The sequence below is a fragment of the Pseudomonas sp. S3(2024) genome, from assembly GCF_036861315.1.
GTDB classification, from domain to species: Bacteria; Pseudomonadota; Gammaproteobacteria; order Pseudomonadales; family Pseudomonadaceae; genus Aquipseudomonas; species Aquipseudomonas putida_A.
In genome coordinates this window covers 268,616-291,997 of the sequence record NZ_JAZAQQ010000004.1, presented here as the reverse complement: position 1 = coordinate 291,997, position 23,382 = coordinate 268,616, and the positions used below count along the sequence as shown (strand labels likewise).

At 60.6% G+C, this 23,382-nt stretch carries 17 protein-coding genes; 5 read left to right on the top strand and 12 right to left on the bottom strand.

Annotation, left to right across the window (positions count from 1 at the left end):
- Positions 1 to 57 precede the first annotated feature (57 nt).
- The 11 genes from VLA07_RS13060 to VLA07_RS13010 all read right to left on the bottom strand — a co-directional run bounded on the left by VLA07_RS13060 (position 58) and on the right by VLA07_RS13010 (position 11,931).
- Complete coding sequence (locus VLA07_RS13060; protein ID WP_333989405.1) at positions 58 to 912, bottom strand: DUF3800 domain-containing protein; 855 nt, start codon at positions 910 to 912, stop codon at positions 58 to 60.
- 5 nt (positions 913 to 917) lie between these two features.
- Positions 918 to 1,253, bottom strand: a complete 336-nt coding sequence (locus tag VLA07_RS13055; RefSeq protein WP_096794733.1) for a YceK/YidQ family lipoprotein — start codon at positions 1,251 to 1,253, stop codon at positions 918 to 920.
- Between the two features lie 213 nt (positions 1,254 to 1,466).
- The gene (locus VLA07_RS13050; RefSeq protein ID WP_333989404.1) at positions 1,467 to 2,918 is read right to left on the bottom strand and encodes a lipopolysaccharide kinase InaA family protein; all 1,452 of its coding nucleotides are present in this window, start codon (positions 2,916 to 2,918) and stop codon (positions 1,467 to 1,469) included.
- On the bottom strand, positions 2,918 to 3,670 hold the full coding sequence (locus tag VLA07_RS13045) for a lipopolysaccharide kinase InaA family protein (RefSeq protein ID WP_333989403.1): 753 nt from the start codon (positions 3,668 to 3,670) through the stop codon (positions 2,918 to 2,920). The genes VLA07_RS13050 and VLA07_RS13045 overlap by 1 nt, the downstream gene beginning before the upstream one ends.
- Entirely contained in the window at positions 3,667 to 4,401 is a 735-nt protein-coding gene (locus VLA07_RS13040) for a lipopolysaccharide kinase InaA family protein (RefSeq protein ID WP_097087069.1), read from the bottom strand. The genes VLA07_RS13045 and VLA07_RS13040 overlap by 4 nt, the downstream gene beginning before the upstream one ends.
- Positions 4,401 to 5,207, bottom strand: a complete 807-nt coding sequence (rfaP, locus tag VLA07_RS13035; RefSeq protein WP_333989402.1) for a lipopolysaccharide core heptose(I) kinase RfaP — start codon at positions 5,205 to 5,207, stop codon at positions 4,401 to 4,403. Before rfaP ends, VLA07_RS13040 begins: the two co-directional genes overlap by 1 nt.
- On the bottom strand, positions 5,208 to 6,329 hold the full coding sequence (locus VLA07_RS13030; RefSeq protein ID WP_135294812.1) for a glycosyltransferase family 4 protein: 1,122 nt from the start codon (positions 6,327 to 6,329) through the stop codon (positions 5,208 to 5,210). It lies immediately after the preceding gene.
- Complete coding sequence (gene waaC, locus VLA07_RS13025; RefSeq protein ID WP_330206802.1) at positions 6,329 to 7,390, bottom strand: lipopolysaccharide heptosyltransferase I; 1,062 nt, start codon at positions 7,388 to 7,390, stop codon at positions 6,329 to 6,331. Before waaC ends, VLA07_RS13030 begins: the two co-directional genes overlap by 1 nt.
- A gap of 1 nt (position 7,391) precedes the next feature.
- Positions 7,392 to 8,426 carry a lipopolysaccharide heptosyltransferase II gene (gene waaF, locus VLA07_RS13020; protein WP_047290935.1) on the bottom strand — a complete coding sequence of 345 codons (1,035 nt, stop codon included), beginning with the start codon at positions 8,424 to 8,426 and terminating at the stop codon, positions 7,392 to 7,394.
- 443 nt (positions 8,427 to 8,869) lie between these two features.
- Positions 8,870 to 11,809, bottom strand: coding sequence for a bifunctional [glutamate--ammonia ligase]-adenylyl-L-tyrosine phosphorylase/[glutamate--ammonia-ligase] adenylyltransferase (glnE, locus tag VLA07_RS13015; protein ID WP_333989400.1), 2,940 nt, complete (start codon positions 11,807 to 11,809; stop codon positions 8,870 to 8,872).
- Entirely contained in the window at positions 11,806 to 11,931 is a 126-nt protein-coding gene (locus VLA07_RS13010; RefSeq protein ID WP_256198919.1) for a hypothetical protein, read from the bottom strand. Before VLA07_RS13010 ends, glnE begins: the two co-directional genes overlap by 4 nt.
- A 262-nt stretch (positions 11,932 to 12,193) precedes the next feature.
- Here VLA07_RS13010 and aceE point away from each other — a divergent pair, with 262 nt between their 5' ends.
- From aceE to msrA, 5 genes are all read left to right on the top strand, one after another.
- Positions 12,194 to 14,839 carry a pyruvate dehydrogenase (acetyl-transferring), homodimeric type gene (aceE, locus tag VLA07_RS13005; RefSeq protein ID WP_003220999.1) on the top strand — a complete coding sequence of 882 codons (2,646 nt, stop codon included), beginning with the start codon at positions 12,194 to 12,196 and terminating at the stop codon, positions 14,837 to 14,839.
- An 11-nt stretch (positions 14,840 to 14,850) separates the two neighbouring features.
- Entirely contained in the window at positions 14,851 to 16,809 is a 1,959-nt protein-coding gene (gene aceF / locus VLA07_RS13000; RefSeq protein WP_333989399.1) for a dihydrolipoyllysine-residue acetyltransferase, read from the top strand.
- Between the two features lie 279 nt (positions 16,810 to 17,088).
- On the top strand, positions 17,089 to 18,486 hold the full coding sequence (locus tag VLA07_RS12995; protein WP_333989398.1) for an alkaline phosphatase D family protein: 1,398 nt from the start codon (positions 17,089 to 17,091) through the stop codon (positions 18,484 to 18,486).
- Positions 18,487 to 18,738: 252 nt separating this feature from the next.
- Positions 18,739 to 21,435, top strand: a complete 2,697-nt coding sequence (locus VLA07_RS12990) for a putative bifunctional diguanylate cyclase/phosphodiesterase (RefSeq protein WP_247269704.1) — start codon at positions 18,739 to 18,741, stop codon at positions 21,433 to 21,435.
- A gap of 202 nt (positions 21,436 to 21,637) precedes the next feature.
- Complete coding sequence (gene msrA, locus VLA07_RS12985; protein WP_097087056.1) at positions 21,638 to 22,303, top strand: peptide-methionine (S)-S-oxide reductase MsrA; 666 nt, start codon at positions 21,638 to 21,640, stop codon at positions 22,301 to 22,303.
- A 124-nt stretch (positions 22,304 to 22,427) separates the two neighbouring features.
- Here msrA and VLA07_RS12980 read toward each other — a convergent pair whose 3' ends face one another.
- Positions 22,428 to 23,267: a 23S rRNA (adenine(2030)-N(6))-methyltransferase RlmJ gene (locus tag VLA07_RS12980; RefSeq protein WP_003220988.1), complete on the bottom strand. Its 840-nt coding sequence runs from the start codon at positions 23,265 to 23,267 to the stop codon at positions 22,428 to 22,430.
- Positions 23,268 to 23,382: the final 115 nt, after the last annotated feature.

Genomic DNA, 23,382 nt, shown 5'->3' with positions numbered 1-23,382 from the left:
TAGACTTCCGTGCAAATGGGCTGGGGGATCCCGGTCGGCGCTAATGCCTCGGTGAGATCACCGGGGCTTTTCGCTTTCTGGGGGTGGGAAAACCTTCAACCCCCAATTCTCGAAACCTTTCCCAACTTTATTCCGCCCACCGCTGCAATAGAACTTGCGCCTGAGCACATCAAACGCGCGATTTTCCTGACCCGCCCTCAAAACACTCATGCCGATCGGCCTTGCAACAAGATCAGCTAGCTGCAATCCGGTGGAATTGACTTGTTTTGTGGCGAAGACGATGTCAAACGGCAGTTGAACCCCCAATCGGTTAGACCCGCCACAAACCCTGCGAAACTCCAGCTCAAGCTCGTTATCCTCCCGCTTGCCTCGCCGCTCGAAAATCACATGCGTTAACACTTTATATTGATGCTTTTCCTGCAAAAACTCATGCAGCGTTTCCAGACAGAAGCCGAGAGCCAAGTGGTAGGGGTTGTCCGCAGATGCCTGCTTTTCGCGCAGCAAGGCCTTGTCGATAACGCAACTGATCAGGACAAAATTGATGGCCTCGATAATGCAGGTCAATTCGTCGAGAAAGGCATGCTTGTGCACTCTCGAAGTGAACAGGCTGGAGAACGCTCCTTTTTCTTTTCGAATCTCCAGCTCATGCAGCACGATCAGATCGTGCCCCATATGGTTGAACTTGAATTTCTGGACAGCCGGAATGACCTTTTCGCAGTAATGCCTTTTTTGAAAGACGCAAAAAGCAAGCACGAATATAGGGTAATAGGGATCCAGCTTCTGCATCCCTTGATCACCGCTTTCATCAACATAGACGATGTAGTCGCTGTATCTCCCAGACGGATACAAGAGCGCTGCCGCTTCAACAATCGCTTGCGACTCGCTCTGGTTTTCAAACAGAGAAAATTGCAAAAAAGTTACCCGCGATCTGTTCGCCAATAGATGCCGATATTGCCATCCACGACCTGTTGATAAATCGTATACGGCAACACCACCGTATCCAGCACCCCGGACAATGGCAGGTCCAGCAACACGAATGGCACTAGGACGCCGGAGGGGTCAGGGGGCGCGTGGAGCACACAGAAGTCGAACGCCAGACCGCTGTAGATCCGTGGAATCGATTGGCAGTAGGTTTTCTGTTTGCGCATGTCGCGGGCGACGTCAGCGTCCATTTGCAGGACCGAGGCGGCGGTGCCGCAGCCGGATAAAAGCCATGCGCAGGTGCTGAGTGTTAAAGCGTTTTTGATGGTCAAGTCTTGCCCTCCGAAGTGGTCAGGGCAAGCTAGCATCGGGGCTGGAGCGGGCACAGTTCATGGCTTCTGGAGAAGCTGTAGGACAAGTCAGTGCAGTTTGTCCGCTATTGCTCAACGGGAGTTTTTTGGGGCTTTAAAGCCCTGTTGCGAGCAGGCTCACTCCTACAGGGGAATGCTTTCCCATGTGGGAGCCAGCCTGCTGGCGAAGGCGGTTCAGGCCGCGCTGGAGATGTCCTTGGGCAACCGCTGATCAATCACCTGATACAGCGCGCTGCTCTCGGGCCAGTTGCGCATGAACCGTGCCCGATCCCGCGCATAGGCCGCTGCGAAACTTCCGACAGAGCTGTGCTGGCACATCGAATCCAGATCGATCAGTGCCCAGCGATCTTCCTGCCAGAACAGGTTATGCCCCTTGAAGTCGCCATGGCTGATGCGCTCGGCAATCAATCGTGCGAACAGTCGATCCAGCGCCTGCAACTCGGATTCCGGCGCCGCACCGCTTTCCACATACGGCGCAAAGCGCTCGATGATGTCCGGCCCCGGCAGGAACTCGGTCACCAGATAAGCACGGCTGCGCAACCACAAAAAACGCTTTTCCAGCACCGCCAGCGGTTTCGGCGTGGCGATGCCGAGGAACGCCAGGCGATTGCCTTCACGCCACGAGTGCCACGCACGGCTCGGGCGCCAGAAGCGCTTGAGCCAGTGCGCAAAGCCTTTGATGTTGTAGCGCTTGATCACCAACGTACGCCCGGCCACTTCGACCTTGCCGACGCTCGCCGCGCCGCCGGTCTTGTACAGATGGCCCTGATCGAGCAGCGCATCGGCCTGATCCAGCACCGGCAGCATCGCCGCTTCTTCCTCGCGACGGATCGCCCGCAGACCGAACGCACCGCGCTGCACACTGAACAACGTGCACTCGCGGCCCACCTTGATCAGGTAATCCTTCAGGCGCCAGGCGCGCACCTTGGCGATCTGCTTCTGCAAGGCTTCCAGCGGCAACGCGTGTTCGCTGTTGCTCAGCAGGTAATACACCAGCAATTCTTCGGTGAACGGCTCCAGCGACTTGGGCAACTGGGCGAAAAACACCCCGAGGTTTTCCAGCACTTTCTGCCGTGACAACGGCTGGCCAGCGGTCTCGGCGCAGATCCCGGCGCCATCGATCAGGTACAACTGACCGCCCTGGCGCAGCAGGTTGTCGAGGTGCAGATCTTCCTGCCACAGGCCTTTGCCATGCAGTTGACCGATAGCGCCCAGCGCCTCGGCGAGTACCGCCGATTGTTCGTCCGCCAGCACTGGCAGCGATTCGACTTTCTGCCAGGCCTCACCGAGGCTTTCGGCACCTTCGAGAAATTCGAACAACAGCCAGCCACCCTCGCCGTCCTGCAAGCCATCAGCCAGCAACAGTGGCGTGGTCAGACCTTGTTCGGCGAGCAACTTGACGCCCGCCAGTTCGCGCTGAAAATGCCGCGCAGCCTTGCTGCCCACCAGTAATTTGGCCAGCACCGGCCGCCCGCGCCAGACCCCGGCACCGACATAGCGCTGCCCCGGCAGCACCCGCAGCAAGCTCAACAACTGCAAATCCGCAGGACCGGCCGCGTCGGCCAGGCTGATCGTCAGCGGCAGACTCGGCGCACGTCCGGCGTTTTTCAGTTCGGACAAGCGCATCAACGGGTCTCCTTGCGACTGCGCCGCGCGGTCAGACGCGTCACCCAGCTGTCGACCAGCGAACTGTTGACTGGCTGATCGAGATAGGCCGCGAGCAACTCGCGCAATTGCGCTTCGCTCCATTCCGGCGCACGACGCAGCAGCGGCTCCAGATCCTTGACCCGGTCGCGCATGCCGAACAGCAGGGGTCGGGTCTTTTCCAGGTCGATCAACTGCGCCTTATACGCGTCGCCATCAGCCTGCAAAAAGATGTGTTTCGGATAAAAGCAGCCGTGCACCTGACGCACGCCGTGCAGCCGGCGCGCCAGCTGTCCACAGGCCTTGAGAATGGCCGATTGCTGCGCGGTGCTCAGCTCGGACCAGCGTTGCAGCAACGAGTCGAGATCATCCCAGCCGTCGAGGGCACGGGTCAGCAGGATCGCCTGGACATCGCCCTTGACCTTGCGCTCACCGAAGAACGCCGCTTGCAGCGCCGGGATCCCCAACTTGTTGTAGCGGCTGATGTTGCGAAACTCGCGGGCGAAACTCGGCTCGCCAAACGGCGCATGCAGGGTGCGGGTCAGGTAGTTGCTCTGGCGCTTGAGGTAGTAGGCCTGCCCTTCCAGCTCCAGGCGAAACACGCTGCTCCAGCCACCGCCATCGGTGTTCGGTTCGTCCACGGCTTCGAGCTGTTTGGCCCAGAGCGCGTCGAAAGTGCCGAGGCCATGACGCTCAAGTAGCGCCCGGTCTTCAGCAGCCAGGAAATCAGTCATTCGCGTCCCTCGAAAAATCTCACCACGTGGCGAATCCGTTTCTTGTCGGCGGCATTCAGCCGATCACGTCCGCGGTATTGCAGATAAAAGCGCAGGCGCTGGGTGTTCGACAGGTGATACTTGGCCACCTTGTCGAGACAGGCCAGATCCTTGGTGATCCGGTACTTGAGCCAAAAGCCGCGCCAGAAGTCGCCATTCGGGCAGTCGATCAGAAACAGCTGCGCCTGATCGTCGATCAGCAAATTGCGCCACTTCAGATCGTTATGGGTAAAGCGGTGATCGTGCATGGTTCGGGTGTAGCCGGCCAGTTGACGGCTGATGCCATCGACCCACAGGCGATCCTTGAGTTTCGGATCGTTGCGTTCGGCCAGCGCCGAGAGGTCTTCGGTGCGCGGCAGCTCACGGGTGATCATGGCGCCACGGGCATAGGCCGCGCCACGTCGCTCCAGGCCCCAGGCCACCACTTCGGCGGTGGGAATGCCCCACTTGGCGAAGCGCTTGAGGTTCTGCCACTCCATCTTCACCCGGGGCTTGCCCAGGTAACGGCGCAAGCCTTTACCGGCGCCGACGTAGCGTTTGACGTAGTAATTCACGCCGTTGCGCTGCACGCGAATGACTTCGGACAGCGGATCACGGGTCAGACGTTCGCCCTGCAGGGCAAACACCGCTTCGAGGCTGCCGAAATCTTCGGCCAGTTCGCTGTATTGCGGTTCAAGCGTCCAACCCGCCATCAGAGCGCATCCCCGTAACGCTGTTTGCGCGCATAAAGCTTGTTGGCCTTGCCTTCGAGCCAGCTCAGCAACGGCGCTTCTTCGGCGAGGATCTGACGTAGCGGCTGCTGGAAGTAGCCCTTGAGGAAACGCAGCTTGTCGCGTCGGGTCAGACCGATGTCCAGCGCCGAGAAATACAGCGCGGCCAGATCCTTGTTGCGCCAGCGTTGAGTGATCCGAGGACGGGTCTGGGCGCGGTGCAGGTCGATCACCGAGAGTTTGAAATCTTCGGAAGTGATCGGTTTGTCGGTGTGCAGCAGAAAATGGCAGATGTAGCAGTCGCGGTGGTTGACCCCGGCGCGGTGCATCATGCCGGTCATGCGCGCCACTTCAGCGATCAGCGCGCGCTTGAGTTTCGGCTGCGGCGGGTTCTTGACCCAATCGATGCTGAAGTCTTCGAGGCTGATGGTCGGCGCCAGCTCTTCGGTGACGATGAACGAATGCTGATCCGCCGGGTTGCTGCCCTTCTCGCCGTAAGCCACGGCGGTCATGGTCGGCACGCCGACTTCCTGCAAACGCTGGATTGCCTTCCACTCCTGACCTGCGCCAAGCACCGGCAGCTTGGCGGTCAGCAGGTTCTTGAAAATCTCGCCCCAGCCGATGCCCCGGTGGATCTTGACGAAAAATCCGTTGCCGTCGACTTCCGTGCGCAGAGTCCGTCGAGCTTCCAGCTCGCGGTAGACTTCGCCCTGCAAGCCTTCGACTTCGGCGAACGGGTCGCGCCCGGCCCAAAGGCTCTTGAACGGTTCAGCCAGCATCAACTTCATTTAAGCGTGCTCCGCCAGAATCACATCGGCCGCGTGCTGCGGCATGCTGTAGAGGTCGGCCGTCTCGGCGAAAGCCAGACCATTGCGGCTCCAGGCCGCGCGTGCAGCGTCGTCATTCAACATGTCAGTCAGGTACTGCGTCAGTTGCGCCTGATCGAACGGCTCGTCCAGCACTCGCCCGGCGTCCGCCTCGGCAATGTAATGGGCGTAACCGCAGACCGCGCTGACCAGCACCGGCAACCCGGCGACCAGCGCTTCGAGCAATACGGTGCCGGTGTTTTCGTTGTACGCCGGGTGGATCAACAGGTCGGCGCCAAGCAGGAAGCGCGGGATATCGCTGCGACCCTTGAGGAAGGTCACGTTGTCGCCCAGGCCCAAAGTCGTACTCTGCATCTGGAACAATTTGGGGTCATCCTGGCCGATTACAAACAGCCGGGTGCGCTTCTTCAGCTCGGCGGGCAATGCGGCCAGCGCCTTGAGGCTGCGATCGACGCCCTTGGTCTTGAACCCGGAGCCGATCTGCACCAGCAGCAGTTCGTCGTCCTTGAGGCTGAATTCGGCGCGGAAACCGGCGCGAATCTGGTCGGCATCCGCCGGCCGGCGACGATCCTGGGCGATACCCGGCGGCAGCAGGTGGAAGCGCTCCAGCGGCGTGTCGTAGTGCTTGATGAACAGCGGCTGCTGCACTTCGGAAATCATCAGCACTTCGGTTTTCGCGTCTTTGGCGAACACCGCGCGCTCGTACTCGGCGAAGTGGCGGTAGCGGCCCCAGCGGCGGTACAGCGAATGGCGCAGGTTCTGCGCCTTGTCTTCGAAGCAGCCGTCGGCGGCGTAGTAGACGTCCAGCCCCGGCATCTTGTTGAAGCCGATCAAGCGGTCCACCGGACGCTTGGCCAGATCCGCTTCCATCCACGCCGTGAGTTTTTCGTTGCGCCGATGATTGAAGAACGCCTTGACCGGCGCCACCAGCACTTCGAAACCGGGCGGCACGTCGCCTTCCCAGATCAGCGTATAGACACGGATCTGATGGCCGCGCTTCTGGCATTCGAGGGCGATGCGCATGAAGTCGCGCTGCAAGCCACCGAACGGGAAATATTTGTACAGAACAAAAGCCAATTGCATCAGCGCAGCTCCTCAGCCATTAACAACGTGCTCAGTCGGCTGGCGACACGCTCGGGATTCACACGCGTGAAGCACAGCGGCTGCTCGCGTTTCAGGTCAAACTGGCGGGCATCCTGCGCGGTCGGTTGGTAAGTGCATTTCTTTTGCAGGCAAGGGGCGCAGGGGAAATCACTGGCCATGTGAATCTGCACCTTGCCGTAGGCGCCGGTCAGGCCCGGGTTGGTCGGGCCGAACAGGGAAATCGTCGGCACGTCCAGCGCGGCCGCCAGATGGCCGAGGCCGGTGTCCACCGCGACGCAGGCCTGGGCGCCGGCCAGCACTTTACCGACCCCGGCCAGATTCAGCTTCGGCAGCACTTCGGCGTGTTTGAAACCGGCGGCAATCCGTTCGGCACGGGCCTTCTCCAGCGGGTTGCCCCACGGCAGTTTGACCCCGACGCCCAGATAGCCGACCCGCTCGGTCAGCTCGCGCCAGTAGGCTTCCGGCCAGTGTTTGGTGTCCCACGTGGTGCCGTGCAGGAACACCACGAAGGCGCTCTTGCGCGGCAATTCCACCAGACGCTCGACGTTGAGGCCGTAGTCGCCCAACCCTTTGGGCAGGTCATAACCAAGGGCGATGGCGAACAACTGACGCACCCGTTCGACGGCGTGTTGCCCACGGGCCACCGCCAGTTTGCGGTCGTAGAAACGTGCAGCGATCGGCTCGCGCGCCGAGCCTTTGTCGAGGCCGGCCACCGGGGCTTTGACGTAGCGGGTCAGCCAGGCGCTTTTCAGCAGGCCCTGAGCGTCGATCACCAGATCGTATTGGCTGGCGCGCACGCTTTGCTTGAAGTGCTTCCACTCGCCGCTCTTGATGGTCTGCCAGAGGTTTTTGCGCCAGCGGCGGATCGCCACCGGAATCACCTTGCCGACGGCCGGGTGCCAGGTCGGGATCTCGGCGAAGCCTTCTTCCACCACCCAGTCGAACTTGATCCCGGGAATGGCCCGGGCGGCGTCGGTCAGCGCCGGCAACGCGTGAATCACGTCGCCCAGCGATGAAGTCTTGATCAGCAATACCCGCAACTTAATGAACCTCGACCACGGAGCCCTGCAGTTTCTGCAAGGCATCGTTGACCGCGTCCGGCATCAGCTGGCGCAGGCAGTTGTAATGGCCGAACCGGCAGGTACGGTCGAAGCACGGGCTGCAATCGAGTCCCAAACGAACGATTTCGACGTGCTCGGCCAGCGGCGGGGTGAACCCCGGTGACGTAGAGCCGTAGACCGCCACCAGCGGACGGTTCAGCGCCGCCGCAACGTGCATCAGGCCGGAGTCGTTGGACACCACCGAGTCGGCGCAGGACAACAGGTCGATGGCTTCGGCCAGCGAGGTACCGCCGCTGAGATTGACCGACTCTTCACGCAGCCCGGGAATCAGCCGTGCGCGAATGTCTTCGCCTACCGCGTGGTCGTTTTTCGAGCCGAACAGCCACACCTGCCAGCCTTCGCGAATCCGCGCTTCGGCAACTTTGGCGTAATGCTCGGACGGCCAGCGCTTGGATTCGCCGAACTCGGCGCCGGGGCACAGGGCCAACACCGGGCGGTCCAGAGTCAGGCCGAACTTGGCCAGCGCCGCTTCGCGGGTCACCGGATCGATTTGCAGGCTCGGACGCGGATAAGGCTTTGGCAGCTCGGCGTTCGGCTCGTAAGCCAGCGCCATGAAGCGCTCGATCATCAGCGGATAACGTTCTTTATCCAGCGTGCGCACGTCATTGAGCAGGCCGTAGCGGAATTCGCCACGCCAGCCGGTACGCTGCTTGATGCCGGCGAAAAACGGCACCAGCGCCGACTTCAGCGAATTCGGCAGCAGGATCGCCTGATCGTACTGGCCGGCCAGGGACTTGCCGATCCGCCGACGCGTCGCCAGTTCCAGCGCGCCATGGCCGAGCGGGAAGCTCAAGGCCTTGCGCACTTCAGGCATGCGCTCAAGGATCGGCCGGCTCCACTCGGGGGCCAGCACGTCGATTTCGCATTGCGGGTGGCGCTGCTTGAGACACTGAAACAGTGTCTGCGCCATCACCATGTCACCGACCCAACTGGGCCCAACGATCAGAATATTCATGTGGTTTCCATAAACGAACCGGGGAGGCCAATGCCTCCCCGCCTCGAGAATCACTGAGGGAGCGGCGCTGCTTGCGATGGGTCATTACCTTCAACATGACTGTCGACTGTCACTCCGCTATCGCGAGCAGGCTCGCTCCCACATGGTTTTGCCTCTGTTCACACATCTGCGACTCACCGCAGATCTATTGTAGGAGTGAGCCTGCTCGCGATGGGGTCGTTACATTCAACATTGAAGTCGTCTGACACTCCGCTATCGCGAGCAGGCTCGCTCCCACATGGTTTTGCCTCTGTTCACACATCTGCGACTCACCGCAGATCTATTTTGGGGTTGAGCCTGCTCGCGATGGGGTCGTTACATTCAACATTGAAGTCGTCTGACACTCCGCTATCGCGAGCAGGCTCACTCCTACAGGGTTTTGCATTCATTCACACATCTGCGACTCAGCTTAGCCCCAACTCTTTCCAGATCCGCAATACCTGCCGGCGCTCCTCGACAAACTGGTCGCCTGCAATCACCCCGGCGTCCTTCTGCAAGGCCTGTCGGTGGGCGGCGGAGCGGTAGGCTTTATAGGCCTCGCGCAACAGGCTGGCATCTTCGGCAGGCATCAGCCCTTCGTGTTCCAGCTCTTCCAGAATGCGGATGTTATCGGTCCAGCGCAGCAATGGCGGGTGGCTGTGCGACCACGCCAGGGCCGCGTATTGCACCATAAATTCAATATCGACGATACCTCCGGCGTCCTGCTTGAGGTCGAACGGCGCCGTGGCCTCGAAGGCATTTGCCGCGGTGCCGGCCGCCGTGCTCTTGCTGCCGAGGTTATCGCGCATCTTGGCGCGCATCTCGCTGACTTCCTGTTGCAGCTTCGCCAGATCCCGCGCCTTGCCCAAAACCTGCGCGCGGACTTTCTCGAAGGCCTGGCCGACATCCTGACTGCCGACCAGCACCCGCGCCCGCACCAGAGCCTGATGTTCCCAGGTCCAGGCTTCATTTTCCTGATAGCGCTCAAACGCCCCGAGCGAACTGACCAACAGCCCCGACGCGCCGGACGGGCGCAAACGCATGTCCACTTCATACAGCTGACCGGAGTTGGTCTGCGCCGTCAGCAAGTGAATGATCCGCTGCCCCAGCCGGGTGAAGAACTGTGCGCCATCGATCGGCTTCGGCCCGTCGGTTTCCGCCTGCGGATCACCGTCATGGATGAACACCAGGTCCAGGTCCGAACCATGCCCCAGTTCCAGCCCGCCGACTTTGCCATAACCGACAATGATGAAGCCGGGATCGCACAAACTGCCGTCAGTGCGCAGCGGCGTGCCGTACTTGGCCACCGTCTGACGCCAGGCCAGCGCCAGCACTTGCTCGAGAATCGCTTCGGCGAGCCAGGTCAGGTAATCACTGACTTTCATCAACGGCAGACTGCCGGCGATTTCCGAGGCGGCGACGCGCAAGCGGTGCGCCAGTTTGAAGTGACGCAGGGCTTCCATCTGCTGTTCGAGGTCATCTTCGGGGATCCGCGTCAGGCGCTCGCGCAATTCGGCGGCCAGTTCCGGGGCCAGTGGCGGCTTGAACAGCCGGCCTTCATTGAGCAACTCGTCGAGCAGCAACGGGAAACGGGTGATCTGTTCGGCAATCCACGGACTGGCCGCACACAGCGTCAGCAAACGCCGCAGGGCGCCGGGGTTTTCCGTCAGCAACACTAAATAAGCCGAACGTCGGGCCACGGCTTCGACCAGTGGCAGCACCCGTTCCAGCACCAGATCCGGGTTGTCATGCTCCACCGCCTGGGCCAGCAGACGCGGAATAAAAGCATCGAGACGCTCGCGACCCAGCCGTTGCATCGCACGCAACTGCGGGCTGCCGCGCAAACCGGCCAGCGCCTTCAGGGCCTTGGTCGCATCAGCAAAGCCGCCCTCTTCGAGCTGTCGGCAAGCGGCCTCTTCATCCTGCTCCTCTTCCCACAGCGGCAACCATTCACCGCCCACTACCACTTCGCAGTCGGCGCCCTCTTCTTCATCGGGATCGGCGATCACCTGCGCAAAGTGCCAGGCCACCCGACCACGCCAGAACATCAGCTTTTCATGGAAGGCGTGCCAATCGGCGAAGCCGAGCATGAACGCGATGCGCGCCTGATCCTGAGCGCCGTCCGGCAACATCTGGGTCTGGCGGTCGGCAATCGCCTGGATCGCGTGTTCGGTGTAACGCAGGAATTCGTAACCTTCGCGCAGCTCGCTGATCACCGCCGGCGGCAGGTAGCCCTGTCCTTCCAGCGTGCTCAGCACCTTTAATAGAGGACGCTGTTGCAGGCTGAGGTCGCGCCCGCCGTGGATCAACTGAAAAGCCTGGGCAATGAACTCGACCTCGCGGATACCGCCGGAGCCGAGCTTGATGTTGTCGGCCATGCCCTTGCGCCGCACTTCCTGCTGGATCAGCTGCTTCATGGTGCGCAGCGCTTCGATCGCCGAGAAGTCCAGGTAACGGCGGTAAACGAACGGGCGCAGCATGTCGAGCAACTGCGCGCCGGCCGTCTGATCGCCGGCCACCACCCGCGCCTTGATCATCGCGTAGCGTTCCCAGTCGCGGCCCTGATCCTGGTAATACTGCTCCAGTGCATTGAAGCTCAGCACCAGCGCGCCGGATGAACCGTACGGGCGCAGGCGCATGTCGACGCGGAACACGAAACCGTCGACGGTCATCGGGTCGAGGGCCTTGATCAGGCGCTGACCGAGGCGAATGAAGAATTCCTGATTATCCAGCGCGCGTTTCACACCGACGGTTTCGCCGCCCTCGGGGTAGGCGAAGATCAGGTCGATGTCCGACGACAGGTTCAACTCGACCGCACCGAGCTTGCCCATGCCGAGGATGACCATCTGCTGCGGCAAGCCGCTGCGCCGGCCGGTCGGCGTGCCGAACTGCTGGCAATGGCGGCTGTACAGCCACCGGTAAGCCTGATCGATGGTGGCGTCGGCCATGTCGGAGAGGTCGCGGCAGGTCTGCACCAGATCGGCCTGGCGGTTGAGGTCACGCCAGATGATCCGCACTTGATGCCGAGCGCGCTGACGACGCAGGACGCGCCCGAGCTCGTCTTCGCTTTGCGCGGTGTTCACGGCGGCGGCAATCTGCGCGCACAATTCACCCGGCGCGAACGGCCGGTCGAGTTCGCCGGACTGCACCAGCGACAGCAACATCAAAGGGTCACGAACGCTCTGTTCAATGACGAAATCGCTGGCGGCACTGACGCGGGCGAATTGCGCCCAGCGTTCCGGGGTCCAGCTGGAGAAACCGTGATCGTCTTCCAGCGCGGCGACGGCCGTACGGAACGACTGCTCGGATCGAGTGACCAACGGCAGGAGAATGGCGGGGAGTTCAGCGAGCACGGGCAGGGTCATGGTCTATCCTTGATCGGCGTGTAAATGGCCGCTTGTAGTGTTTGATGAAAACCCGCTACGCGAAGGACTGTCGAACAAAAGTTAGAAATAGCTGAAATTTCTTCTTCTTTGGCATCCAGCATCAAACTTTCACCTTTTTCGGATGGTAATCGACCAACCTTAACGATTATTCTCACAACGCAGTCGGAGGCCACAAGCCTTTCCTCTGTAGTTTTACTACTCGTCTATACAGGCGAAAGGCTGAAATGCTCAAAGATTTGTAGTAAAACTACACGCCGCCGGAACAACCTGTCGGCAATCCAAGAATTTTAAATCGTCTGCCCACAAGGCCAGTCGCAAACTCAGGCAACCGATTCTGGAAGCCTTTCCGCCCTGGAGCAAGCCATGCAAGACCTCGATCCCGTCGAAACCCAGGAATGGCTGGACGCCCTGGAATCGGTTCTCGACAAAGAAGGCGAAGACCGTGCTCACTATCTGATGACCCGTATGGGTGAACTGGCGACCCGCAGCGGTTCGCAGCTCCCTTATGCCATCACCACGCCTTACCGCAACACCATCCCGGTAACCCACGAAGCACGCATGCCTGGCGACCTGTTCATGGAACGCCGCATTCGCTCGCTGGTACGCTGGAACGCGATGGCCATGGTAATGCGTACGAACCTGAAAGATTCTGACCTGGGTGGTCACATCTCCAGCTTCGCTTCCAGCGCGACCCTGTATGACATCGGCTTCAACTACTTCTTCCAGGCCCCGACCGACGAACACGGCGGCGACCTGATCTACTTCCAGGGCCACACCTCGCCAGGCGTTTACGCCCGTGCATTCATGGAAGGCCGCATCACCGAAGACCAGATGAACAACTTCCGCCAGGAAGTCGACGGTCAGGGCCTGTCGTCCTATCCGCACCCTTGGCTGATGCCTGACTTCTGGCAGTTCCCGACCGTATCCATGGGTCTGGGTCCGATCCAGGCGATCTACCAGGCACGCTTCATGAAGTACCTGGAACACCGCGGTTTCATCCAGCCGGGCAAACAGAAAGTCTGGTGCTTCCTGGGCGACGGCGAGTGCGACGAGCCGGAATCCCTGGGCGCGATCTCCCTGGCCGGCCGCGAGAAGCTGGACAACCTGATCTTCGTCATCAACTGCAACCTGCAGCGCCTCGACGGCCCGGTTCGCGGCAACGGCAAGATCATCCAGGAACTCGAAGGCGTGTTCCGCGGTGCTCAGTGGAACGTGACCAAAGTCATCTGGGGCCGTTTCTGGGACCCACTGCTGGCCAAGGACGTCGACGGCATCCTGCAACGTCGCATGGACGAAGTCATCGACGGCGAGTACCAGAACTACAAAGCCAAAGACGGCGCGTTCGTTCGCGAGCACTTCTTCAACACGCCTGAACTCAAGGCGATGGTTGCCGATCTGTCCGACGACGAGATCTGGAAACTCAACCGTGGCGGCCACGACCCGTACAAGGTCTATGCGGCGTACCACGAAGCGGTCAACCACAAAGAACAACCTACCGTCATCCTGGCCAAGACCATCAAGGGTTATGGCACCGGTGCCGGCGAAGCGAAAAACACGGCGCACAACACCAAGAAAGTCGACGTCGACAGCCTGAAGTTGTTCCGCGATCGTTTCGACATCCCGGTCAAGGACGAAGAACTGGAGAACCTGCCGTTCTTCAAGCCAGAGCCAAACAGCGCCGAAGCCCGCTACCTGAGCGAGCGCCGTGCCGCACTGGGCGGTTTCGTACCGCAGCGCCGCGCGCAGAGCTTCAGCGTACCGACCCCGGACCTGGACACCCTGAAAGCCATCCTCGATGGTTCGGGTGACCGTGAAATTTCCACCACCATGGCCTTCGTGCGGATCCTCGCGCAACTGGTCAAGGACAAGGAAATCGGCCCGCGCATCGTGCCGATCATCCCGGACGAAGCCCGTACCTTCGGTATGGAAGGCATGTTCCGTCAGCTGGGCATCTACTCCTCCGTCGGCCAGCTCTACGAGCCAGTCGATAAAGACCAGGTGATGTTCTACAAGGAAGACCAGAAAGGTCAGATCCTTGAAGAAGGCATCAACGAAGCGGGCGCCATGAGTTCCTTCATCGCTGCCGGTACTTCGTACTCCAGCCACAACCAGCCGATGCTGCCGTTCTACATCTTCTACTCGATGTTCGGCTTCCAGCGTATCGGTGACCTGGCCTGGGCCGCTGGCGACAGCCGTACCCGTGGTTTCCTGATCGGCGGCACCGCCGGCCGTACCACCCTGAACGGTGAAGGCCTGCAGCACGAAGACGGTCACAGCCACCTGCTGGCCGCGACCATCCCGAACTGCCGCACCTACGATCCGACCTACGGCTACGAGCTGGCGGTGATCATTCAGGACGGCATGAAGAAGATGACCGAAGAACAACAGGACATCTTCTACTACATCACCGTGATGAACGAGTCGTACCAGCAGCCAGCCATGCCGGCCGGTGCCGAAGAAGGCATCAAGAAAGGCATGTACCTGCTCGAAGAAGACACCCGCGATGCAGCGCATCACGTACAGCTGATGGGCTCCGGCACCATCCTGCGTGAAGTGCGTGAAGCGGCGAAGATCCTGCGTGAAGAGTTCAACATCGGCGCCGACGTATGGAGCGTCACCAGCTTCAACGAACTGCGTCGCGACGGCCTGGCCGTAGAGCGCAGCAACCGTCTGAAGCCTGGCCAGAAGCCTAAGCAGAGCTACGTTGAAGAGTGCCTGAGCGGCCGTAAAGGTCCGGTGATTGCCTCTACCGACTACATGAAGCTGTTCGCCGAGCAGATCCGTCAGTGGGTACCGTCCAAGGAATTCAAAGTCCTGGGCACCGACGGTTTCGGCCGCAGCGACAGCCGCAAGAAACTGCGTCATTTCTTCGAAGTCGACCGTCATTTCGTGGTGTTGGCAGCCCTGGAAGCACTGGCTGACCGTGGTGATATCGAACCTAAAGTCGTGGCCGAGGCCATCGTCAAGTTCGGCATCGACCCGGAAAAACGCAACCCACTGGACTGCTGAGGAGACATTTTGTGAGCGAACTCATTCGCGTACCTGACATCGGCAGCGGTGAAGGTGAAGTAATTGAACTGTTTGTGAAGGTCGGCGACCGTATCGAAGCCGACCAGAGCATCCTGACTCTGGAATCGGACAAGGCCAGCATGGAAGTGCCGGCCCCGAAAGCCGGCGTCATCAAGAGCCTGAAAGTGAAGCTGGGCGACCGCCTGAAAGAAGGCGACGAACTGCTTGAGCTGGAAGTCGAGGGCGCCGCGCAAGCGGCCCCTGCACCTGCTGCTGCACCGGCTGCAAAAGCTGAAGCCAAACCGGCTGCCGCGCCTGCTGCTGCCGCGCCAGCCGCTGCCCCTGCTGCCGCTTCGGTACAGCAAGTGCACGTGCCGGACATCGGCTCGTCGGGCAAGGCGCAGATCATCGAGATCCAGGTCAAGGTCGGCGACACCGTCGAGGCTGATCAATCTTTGATCACCCTGGAATCCGACAAGGCCAGCATGGAAATCCCGTCGCCTGCCGCGGGCGTGGTCAAGGCCATCAGCGTCAAGCTCAACGACGAAGTCGGCACGGGCGACCTGATTCTGGATCTGGAAGTGGCGGGTGCTGCGGCGCCTGCTGCGGCCGCTCCGGCTCAGGCTGCTGCGCCAGCCGCTGCCGCTGCGCCTGCTCCTGCGGCAGCCCCGGCTGCTCCAGTGGCTGACAGCGTTCAGGACATCCACGTTCCGGACATTGGTTCGGCCGGCAAGGCCAAGATCATCGAAGTGTTGGTCAAGGCTGGCGACAGCGTTGAAGCCGACCAGTCGCTGATCACCCTCGAATCCGACAAGGCAAGCATGGAAATCCCATCGCCTGCCGCTGGCGTGGTGGAAAGCATTTCCATCAAGCTGGACGACGAAGTCGGCACCGGCGACCTGATCCTCAAGCTGAAAGTCAAAGGCGCAGCCCCTGCTGCTGCCCCGGCTCCAGCTGCCGCTGCGCCAAGTGCTCCGGCACCGGCCGCTGCGGCTCCGGCAGCCGCAGCACCTGCTGCTGCCGCTCCGGTTGCTGCGCCGGCCAAGCCTGGCGCGAAAGTTCACGCCGGCCCTGCCGTGCGTCAACTGGCCCGTGAGTTCGGCGTCGAGCTGAGCGCTGTTGGCGCCAGCGGTCCGCACGGTCGCATCCTCAAGGAAGACGTGCAGGTTTACGTCAAGGCGATGATGCAGAAGGCCAAGGAAGCGCCGGCTGCTGGCGGCGCAACCGGTGGCGCGGGCATCCCGCCGATTCCGGTCGTGGACTTCAGCCGCTTCGGTGAAATCGAAGAAGTGCCGATGACCCGCCTGATGCAGGTCGGCGCTGCCAACCTGCACCGCAGCTGGCTGAACGTGCCGCACGTGACGCAATTCGACTCGGCGGACATCACCGAGCTGGAAGCCTTCCGTGTTGCGCAAAAAGCCGTCGCCGAGAAGGCCGGCGTCAAGCTGACCATCCTGCCGCTGCTGCTCAAGACCTGCGCGCACCTGCTCAAGGAGCTGCCGGACTTCAACAGTTCGCTGGCGCCAAGCGGCAAGGCGATCATTCGCAAGAAGTACGTCAATATCGGTTTCGCGGTAGACACTCCGGATGGCCTGCTGGTCCCGGTGATCAAGAACGTCGACCAGAAGAGCCTGCTGCAACTGGCTGCTGAAGCGGCTTCGCTGGCTGAAAAAGCCCGCACCAAGAAGCTGTCTTCGGACGAGATGCAAGGCGCCTGCTTCACCATTTCCAGCCTCGGCCACATTGGCGGCACCGGCTTCACGCCGATCGTCAACGCGCCGGAAGTGGCGATCCTCGGTGTTTCCAAGGCAACCATCCAGCCAGTCTGGGACGGCAAAGCCTTCCAGCCGAAACTGATGCTGCCACTGTCGCTGTCCTACGATCACCGTGTGATCAACGGCGCCGCCGCTGCACGCTTCACCCAGCGTCTGGGCAGCCTGTTGGGCGACATCCGCACCATCCTGCTGTAAAGCGTTCGGCCCTCCGGCAACGGAGGGCCGATTGCGTTCCACGTTTTCGGGCGCCACACGCTCGTACCTCAACCCCGTCAGTTTGACGGGGCTTTTTTTGCCCGAAGAAAAGTTACAACGCTTTTATTCCTACAACTTCGGTCTACTTAAGCCACGAGTCCAGTCCACTTCGCTCCGATATTTTTTATCCGCCGACAACTAACCTTGGCGGCACAAGTTAAACGAATAACTTGCTAAACACTGACCGTTATTCAAGTATCAATTCGAACGGATTCGAACATGTTAAAACCAACTGTCGGCCCGATTATTGGCCATACAACAACTAATCACGCACGCATCTTCATGCGCGGTGACTCGCAAAACAACGCCACCACATTTGCCGGCCTGCGTTATCGAAAGCGCGACAGCAATCAGTGGTCAAATAGCCTTTTTTCCCGTTTAAGTGCTTTGCGCGATTTTTGCCAGGTCTTTTCATTGAATAACCTGGAGAGCCATTGCGAATACGAATACCAGACGGGCTGGTTCAGCCCCATGAGCCCGGTGCATACCGTCGAGAGCATCGCCGAATTGCCTTTGCAATGGCCGCGTGAGATCTACCGCTTTCGCACCCGCGCCAGCGACGCCGTGCAGCCACGCGCTTATATCATCGGCTCCTGTCGCTACCTGCGCATGACCGCCGGCATTGCTTCCCTGCCCCAAATTGGCGACCGTATATTCGCCTCGATCAGTCAGTTGATCGAAGGCGCCGAGCCGCCGATCAGCGCCACCCTGATGACCGGAGACCAGATCTATGTCGACGACCTCAACCTGATTGCCCCGGATCGCGAGTACAAGGACATCCTCGATAAATACCGCGCGGCCTTCTCGCAACCGAATATTCAGCGGCTGATGTCCGGCACTTCGACTTACATGATCCTCGACGATCACGAAATTGAAGACAACTGGCCGGCGAACGCAAGCAAGTCCGATCATGAGTTATATCGCAATGCAATGGCGGCGTATGAGTTGTATCAAGCCAGTCATAGTCCGGCGCATGAACTAACAGTTGATGGCGAGATTGATCATTCAAAACTGGCGCATTACTGGTATCAGTTCAGCGATGGCGATATTGAATGGTTTGTCACTGATAGCCGCACTCGGCGCAACCTGGCTGCTGATGATCGACGCATCCTGGACAGCGAGCAGGAACAGGCCCTGGTCGCCTGGCTGAGCAACAGCAAGGCACGGGTCAAATTCGTGGTCACCAGCGTGATGTTCTATCCGGATCGCAAACTGCACGGCGACGATGCCTGGAAAGCCTTCCCGGAGCAGCGCCTGCGTCTGCTGGAAACCATTCGCACCCGACAGATCAGGAATGTCGTATTCGTCTCGGGCGACGTGCACGGCTCGCTGACCTCGCGCCTGACCCATAGCGAAGACCCGGACTTCGAAGTCCACACCATCGTCTCCTCGCCGTTGTGTAACAGCAAACTTTTGCCCTATGCCACGGCGTCGACGTTCATCCTTGATCAGCCACTGGTACGCACTGCGGCGGGTGACTATCAACATGAGTTGACCAGCACTGTGGTCAGCGAAGACAACTTCGCCCATGTAGTGGTCGAGGCTGATCAGATTTTGATCAATTACCATGATCGAGATGGCAAGAAGTTGCAATCGCTCAGCCTGAAATTACGTTGAATCTAAAAGATCGCAGCCTTCGGCAGCTCCTGAAGGACATCGTATATCCCTGCAGGCGCTGCCGCAGGCTGCGATCTTTTGCTCTTTTCCAAGAGGCGCTGGAGAAATGCGCTATGCGGCCGACACATTCTTATAGCACTTGGCCTTCATCTCTCTTGTCAGTCGGTGCCGCAATGATGCAACCTTGCCGCAGGCAACAGTAAAGAGGGCGAGAGCCCGGCGCGTTCAGCATATTTCCAAGCGAGTTCCTTCATGAAGAGCCAACCCGATGCCGCCAGCCGTATGGCGGCCGAGGTAGTGACGCAGTTGCCTGTGCCCTCGCGGCTCGGCATGCTGCGTTTCGAGCGCTTGAATGAAGCCAGTTGGGCGATGCTGTTTCTCGACCCCAATTGCGAACGCCAGTTCGGCCAGCCGGCCGTCGAGCTCTGTGCGCTGGTCGGTTCACCGTATGCCAGCCTGATGGAGCCTGAAGCGCGCTATCAGTTGCACGACGCGATCCAGCAGCAACTGCGCGACAGCCCGCATTATCTGGTGCGCTACACCCTGCACACCGCTGCGGGCGTGCTGAGCATCCTCGAACTGGGCGAAGCCTATAAACAGCACAATCGACACTTGCTGCGCGGTTATTTGCTGGCGGTCGATGACGTGTTCGACGAAGCGCCAACGCTGCCGTCCGTTGACCTCGAAACCCAGAACTCGCGCCTGCAGATCGCCCTCGAACTCAACCAGCGCGCCCAGCAGGAACAATTGCAGCACCTTGATCGGGTGCGCGCCCAGCAGGATCTGATTCTGCTGCTCGCCCGCCAGCGCTACAGCAGCCACAACTCGCTGCAGGAAGCCGCCGAACTGATCACCCGCTGCGCCTGCGATATCTATGAAATCGACTGCGCCAGCCTGTGGAACCTCGAAGGCAATCTGCTGGTGCCGATTTCCGCGTATCACCGCGCGACGCAGGAATACATCCTGCCGGAGGTGATCGACATCAGCGGTTTCCCCGACTACATGGAAGCGCTGCACGGCAGCCGCGCCATCGACGCGCATAATGCGATGCGCGACCCGCGCACCCGTGAGATGGCCGAAGCCCTGCGCCCGCGTGACGTCAACGCCATGCTCGACGCCAGCATCCGCGTCGACGGCCAGGTGGTCGGCGTGCTCTGTCTGGAGCAGACCGGCGTCACCCGCGCCTGGCAGTCCGACGAAATCGCCTTTGCCGGTGAGCTGGCCGACCAGTTCGCCCAGGTCATCAACAACCACAACCGCCGCACCGCCACCAGTGCCCTGCACCTGTTCCAGCGTGCGGTCGAGCAAAGTGCCAACGCCTTTCTGCTGGTCAATTGCGACGGCGTGGTCGAGTACGTCAACCCGAGCTTCACCGCGATCACCCAGTACTCCACCGAGGAAGTCCACGGCCAGCGCCTGTCGGAGCTGCCGGCGCTGGAAAACCTCAGCGAGCTGCTGTTCGACGCTCCCTCGGCGCTGGCCAAGAGCAACAGCTGGCAGGGCGAATTCAAGAGCCGGCGCAAAAACCTCGAACCGTACTGGGGCCAGTTGTCGATCTCCAAGGTGTACGGCGACAACCGTGAGCTGACGCACTACATCGGCATATACGAAGACATCACCCAGACCAAACTGGCGCAGCAGCGCATCGAACGTCTGGCCTACACCGACAACTTGACCAACCTCGGCAACCGCCCGGCGTTTATCCGCAATCTGGACGAACGCTTCGCCCGCGACAGCGATACGCCGATCAGCCTGCTGCTGGTGGACATCGACAACTTCAAGCGGATCAACGACAGCCTCGGGCACCAGACCGGTGACAAGTTGTTGATCAGCCTCGCCCGGCGCCTGCGCAACAGCCTCAGCCCGAGTGGCAGCCTCGCGCGCTTCGCCAGTAACGAATTTGCGGTGCTGCTCGACGACACCGACCTCGCCACCGGCCAACAGATCGCCAACCAATTACTGGCGACCCTCGACAAACCGATGTTCGTCGACAACCAGTTGATCAGCGTCACCGGCTCCGTGGGCCTGGCCTGTGCGCCGCTGCATGGTCGCGATCCGCAGACCCTGATGCGCAACGCCGGTCTGGCCCTGCACAAGGCCAAGGCCAACGGCAAACACCAGGTGCAAGTCTTCACCGAAGCACTCAACGCCGAGGCCAGCTACAAGCTGTTCGTCGAGAACAACCTGCGCCGCGCCCTGACCCAGAACGAGCTGGACGTGTTCTACCAGCCCAAGCTGTGCCTGCGCAGCGGTCGCCTGCTAGGCATGGAAGCGCTGCTGCGCTGGAACCACCCGGAACGCGGGATGATCCGCCCGGATCAGTTCATCAGCGTTGCCGAAGAAACCGGCCTGATCATTCCGATCGGCAAGTGGATTGCGCGTCAGGCCTGCCGCATGAGCAAGGCGCTGACCGCCGCCGGCATGGGCAACCTGCAAGTGGCGATCAACCTCTCGCCGAAGCAGTTCTCCGACCCGGATCTGGTCGCCTCGATCGCCAACATCCTCAAGGAAGAGGCGCTGCCGGCCAATCTGCTCGAACTGGAGCTGACCGAAGGCCTGTTGCTGGAAGCCACCGAAGACACTCACTTGCAACTTGATCAGCTCAAGCGTCTGGGCCTGACCCTGGCCATGGACGACTTCGGCACCGGTTACTCGTCGCTCAGCTACCTGAAGAAATTCCCGATCGACATCATCAAGATCGATCGAAGCTTTATCCACGAAATCCCCGACAACCAGGACGACATGGAAATCACCTCCGCGGTGATCGCCATGGCCCACAACCTGAAGCTCAAAGTCGTGGCTGAAGGCATCGAGACCGCCGAGCAACTGGCGTTCCTGCGTCGCCACCGTTGCGACGTCGGCCAGGGCTACCTGTTCGACCGGCCGATCCCCGGCGCCGAGCTGATCCAGGCGCTCAAGCGCTACCCGCGCGGCCCGCTCTGCCTCTAGACCCAAAGATACCCTGTCGATGAACTCCCCTTGTGGGAGCGGGCTTGCTCGCGAATGCGGTGGGTCAGCAGAGAAAATGTTGAATGACACACCGCATTCGCGAGCAAGCCCGCTCCCACATTTGAATAGTGCGAAATCCGGCATCATTCGGCACACTGGCGGTCTGACTTTTTACATCCCATCCTGACTGAGAGGAACGATCATGGTTCTGCGCTCGGAAATTCTGGTGAACAAAAACGTGCTACCGACCAAAGATCAAGCTCTGCCCGGCCGCGAAACCGCGATGACCCTGCCTGAAAAGCATTTCGTCTTCGAAGAAACTCCGCTGCTCGGCCCGTTTTTCCAGGACGTCGACTTTGCGATCTTCGGCTTGGGTTGCTTCTGGGGGGCGGAGCGCCGCTTCTGGCAGCGCGAAGGCGTGGTCAGCACCGTGGTCGGTTACGCCGGCGGCTACACACCGAACCCGACCTACGAAGAAGTCTGCTCGGGCCTGACCGGCCATGCCGAAGTAGTGCTGGTGGTGTATGACAAGGACAAAGTCAGCTACGAAGAGCTGCTGGCGATGTTCTGGGAGCTGCACAACCCGACGCAGGGCATGCGTCAGGGCAACGACATCGGTACCCAGTACCGTTCGGTAATCTACGCCACCTCGCCAGAGCAACTGGACGCTGCGCTGAAGAGCAAAGCGGTGTATCAGGCTGAACTGTCGAAGGCGGGTCTGGGCGAAATCAGCACCGAGATCGAGCAGGCGCCGACCGTGTACTTCGCCGAGGCGTATCACCAGCAATATCTGGCGAAGAACCCTGAGGGCTATTGCGGGATTGGCGGCACCGGCGTGTGCATGCCACCGAGCCTGGCGGGTAACTAAACCCCAAAGCATCGCGGGCAAGCCCGCTCCCACAGGTTTAGCGCCGACTTCAAAATGGCGCAGTACTTTGTGGTAGCGGGCTTGCCCGCGAAGGCGTCCGTTCAGACACCGCTAAAACAGTTGATCAGCTTTCAGCAATCAACCAATCCATCTGCCACCCACCCTGAGTCTGCCCAAGCTTCTTCGACAACCACGGCAGCAGCTCACGCAATTCTTCCTCCAGCCCCCACGGCGGATTGGCAATCGCCATCCCCGAGCCGTTGAGGCTGTTCGGCGTATCCAGCGGATGCACCAGCAGTTCCACGCGCAGCAACTTCGGCGCACCGGTACCAGCCAGATCCTGATAGAAACGGCGCAACGCACGCTGATCCTTCACCGGATACCAGATCGCCGCCACGGTTTGGCGCATCCGGCCAATCGCTTCTTTCAGCGACGCCGCACACTTTTGCATCTCATCAAGCTGCTCGAACGGCGGATCGATCAACATCACCGCACGCTTCTCCTGCACCGGCAGCATCGCCCGCGCCACATGCCAGCCCTCGCCCAGATGCACTTTCACCCGACGGTCACCGGCCATGTTCTCTTTGAGCTGCACGCCGTCTTCCGGGTGTTTCTCGTTGAGCATCACCCGGTCCTGAGGCCGGGTCAGACGCCGCGCCAACTCCGGCGAACCCGGGTAGTAGCGCAACTGGCCATCCGGGTTCATCTCGTGCAGCACCTTCATGTAGTCGGCGGTCAGCGCCGGCAGATCCGGCTGATCCCACAAACGCGCAATGCCTTCCAGGTACTCGCCGGTACGGTTGGCCTGATCACCCTGCAAGTCATACAAACCGATACCGGCGTGCGTATCGAGATAGGCAAACGGCTGCTCCTTGCGCGACATCAAGGCGATGAGGCGGGTCAAGGTCAGGTGTTTGAACACATCGGCGTGATTGCCGGCATGGAAGGCGTGACGATAATTCATGGCTGCTCCTGCGAAGGGCGCAAAGTTTACCTTTTACCGGGCGGCAAGTCAGGGGTTGGGGGCTGAGTGGCCCTCTTACACCTTAAGATTCGGCCCAATACCTGTGGCGAGGGGA

What these genes read in the sequence shown, in the direction of transcription:
- VLA07_RS13040 (WP_097087069.1), bottom strand. Translation starts at nt 4,401, where the DNA reads ATGGCGGGTTGGACGCTTGAACCGCAATACAGCGAACTGGCCGAAGAT.
- glnE (WP_333989400.1), bottom strand. Translation starts at nt 11,809, where the DNA reads ATGACCCTGCCCGTGCTCGCTGAACTCCCCGCCATTCTCCTGCCGTTG.
- msrA (WP_097087056.1), top strand. Translation starts at nt 21,638, where the DNA reads ATGGTTCTGCGCTCGGAAATTCTGGTGAACAAAAACGTGCTACCGACC.
- aceE (WP_003220999.1), top strand. Translation starts at nt 12,194, where the DNA reads ATGCAAGACCTCGATCCCGTCGAAACCCAGGAATGGCTGGACGCCCTG.
- VLA07_RS13045 (WP_333989403.1), bottom strand. Translation starts at nt 3,670, where the DNA reads ATGACTGATTTCCTGGCTGCTGAAGACCGGGCGCTACTTGAGCGTCAT.
- VLA07_RS12990 (WP_247269704.1), top strand. Translation starts at nt 18,739, where the DNA reads ATGAAGAGCCAACCCGATGCCGCCAGCCGTATGGCGGCCGAGGTAGTG.
- VLA07_RS12980 (WP_003220988.1), bottom strand. Translation starts at nt 23,267, where the DNA reads ATGAATTATCGTCACGCCTTCCATGCCGGCAATCACGCCGATGTGTTC.
- VLA07_RS13050 (WP_333989404.1), bottom strand. Translation starts at nt 2,918, where the DNA reads ATGCGCTTGTCCGAACTGAAAAACGCCGGACGTGCGCCGAGTCTGCCG.
- rfaP (WP_333989402.1), bottom strand. Translation starts at nt 5,207, where the DNA reads ATGAAGTTGATGCTGGCTGAACCGTTCAAGAGCCTTTGGGCCGGGCGC.
- VLA07_RS13030 (WP_135294812.1), bottom strand. Translation starts at nt 6,329, where the DNA reads ATGCAATTGGCTTTTGTTCTGTACAAATATTTCCCGTTCGGTGGCTTG.
- VLA07_RS12995 (WP_333989398.1), top strand. Translation starts at nt 17,089, where the DNA reads ATGTTAAAACCAACTGTCGGCCCGATTATTGGCCATACAACAACTAAT.
- waaF (WP_047290935.1), bottom strand. Translation starts at nt 8,426, where the DNA reads ATGAATATTCTGATCGTTGGGCCCAGTTGGGTCGGTGACATGGTGATG.
- VLA07_RS13010 (WP_256198919.1), bottom strand. Translation starts at nt 11,931, where the DNA reads ATGCTGGATGCCAAAGAAGAAGAAATTTCAGCTATTTCTAACTTTTGT.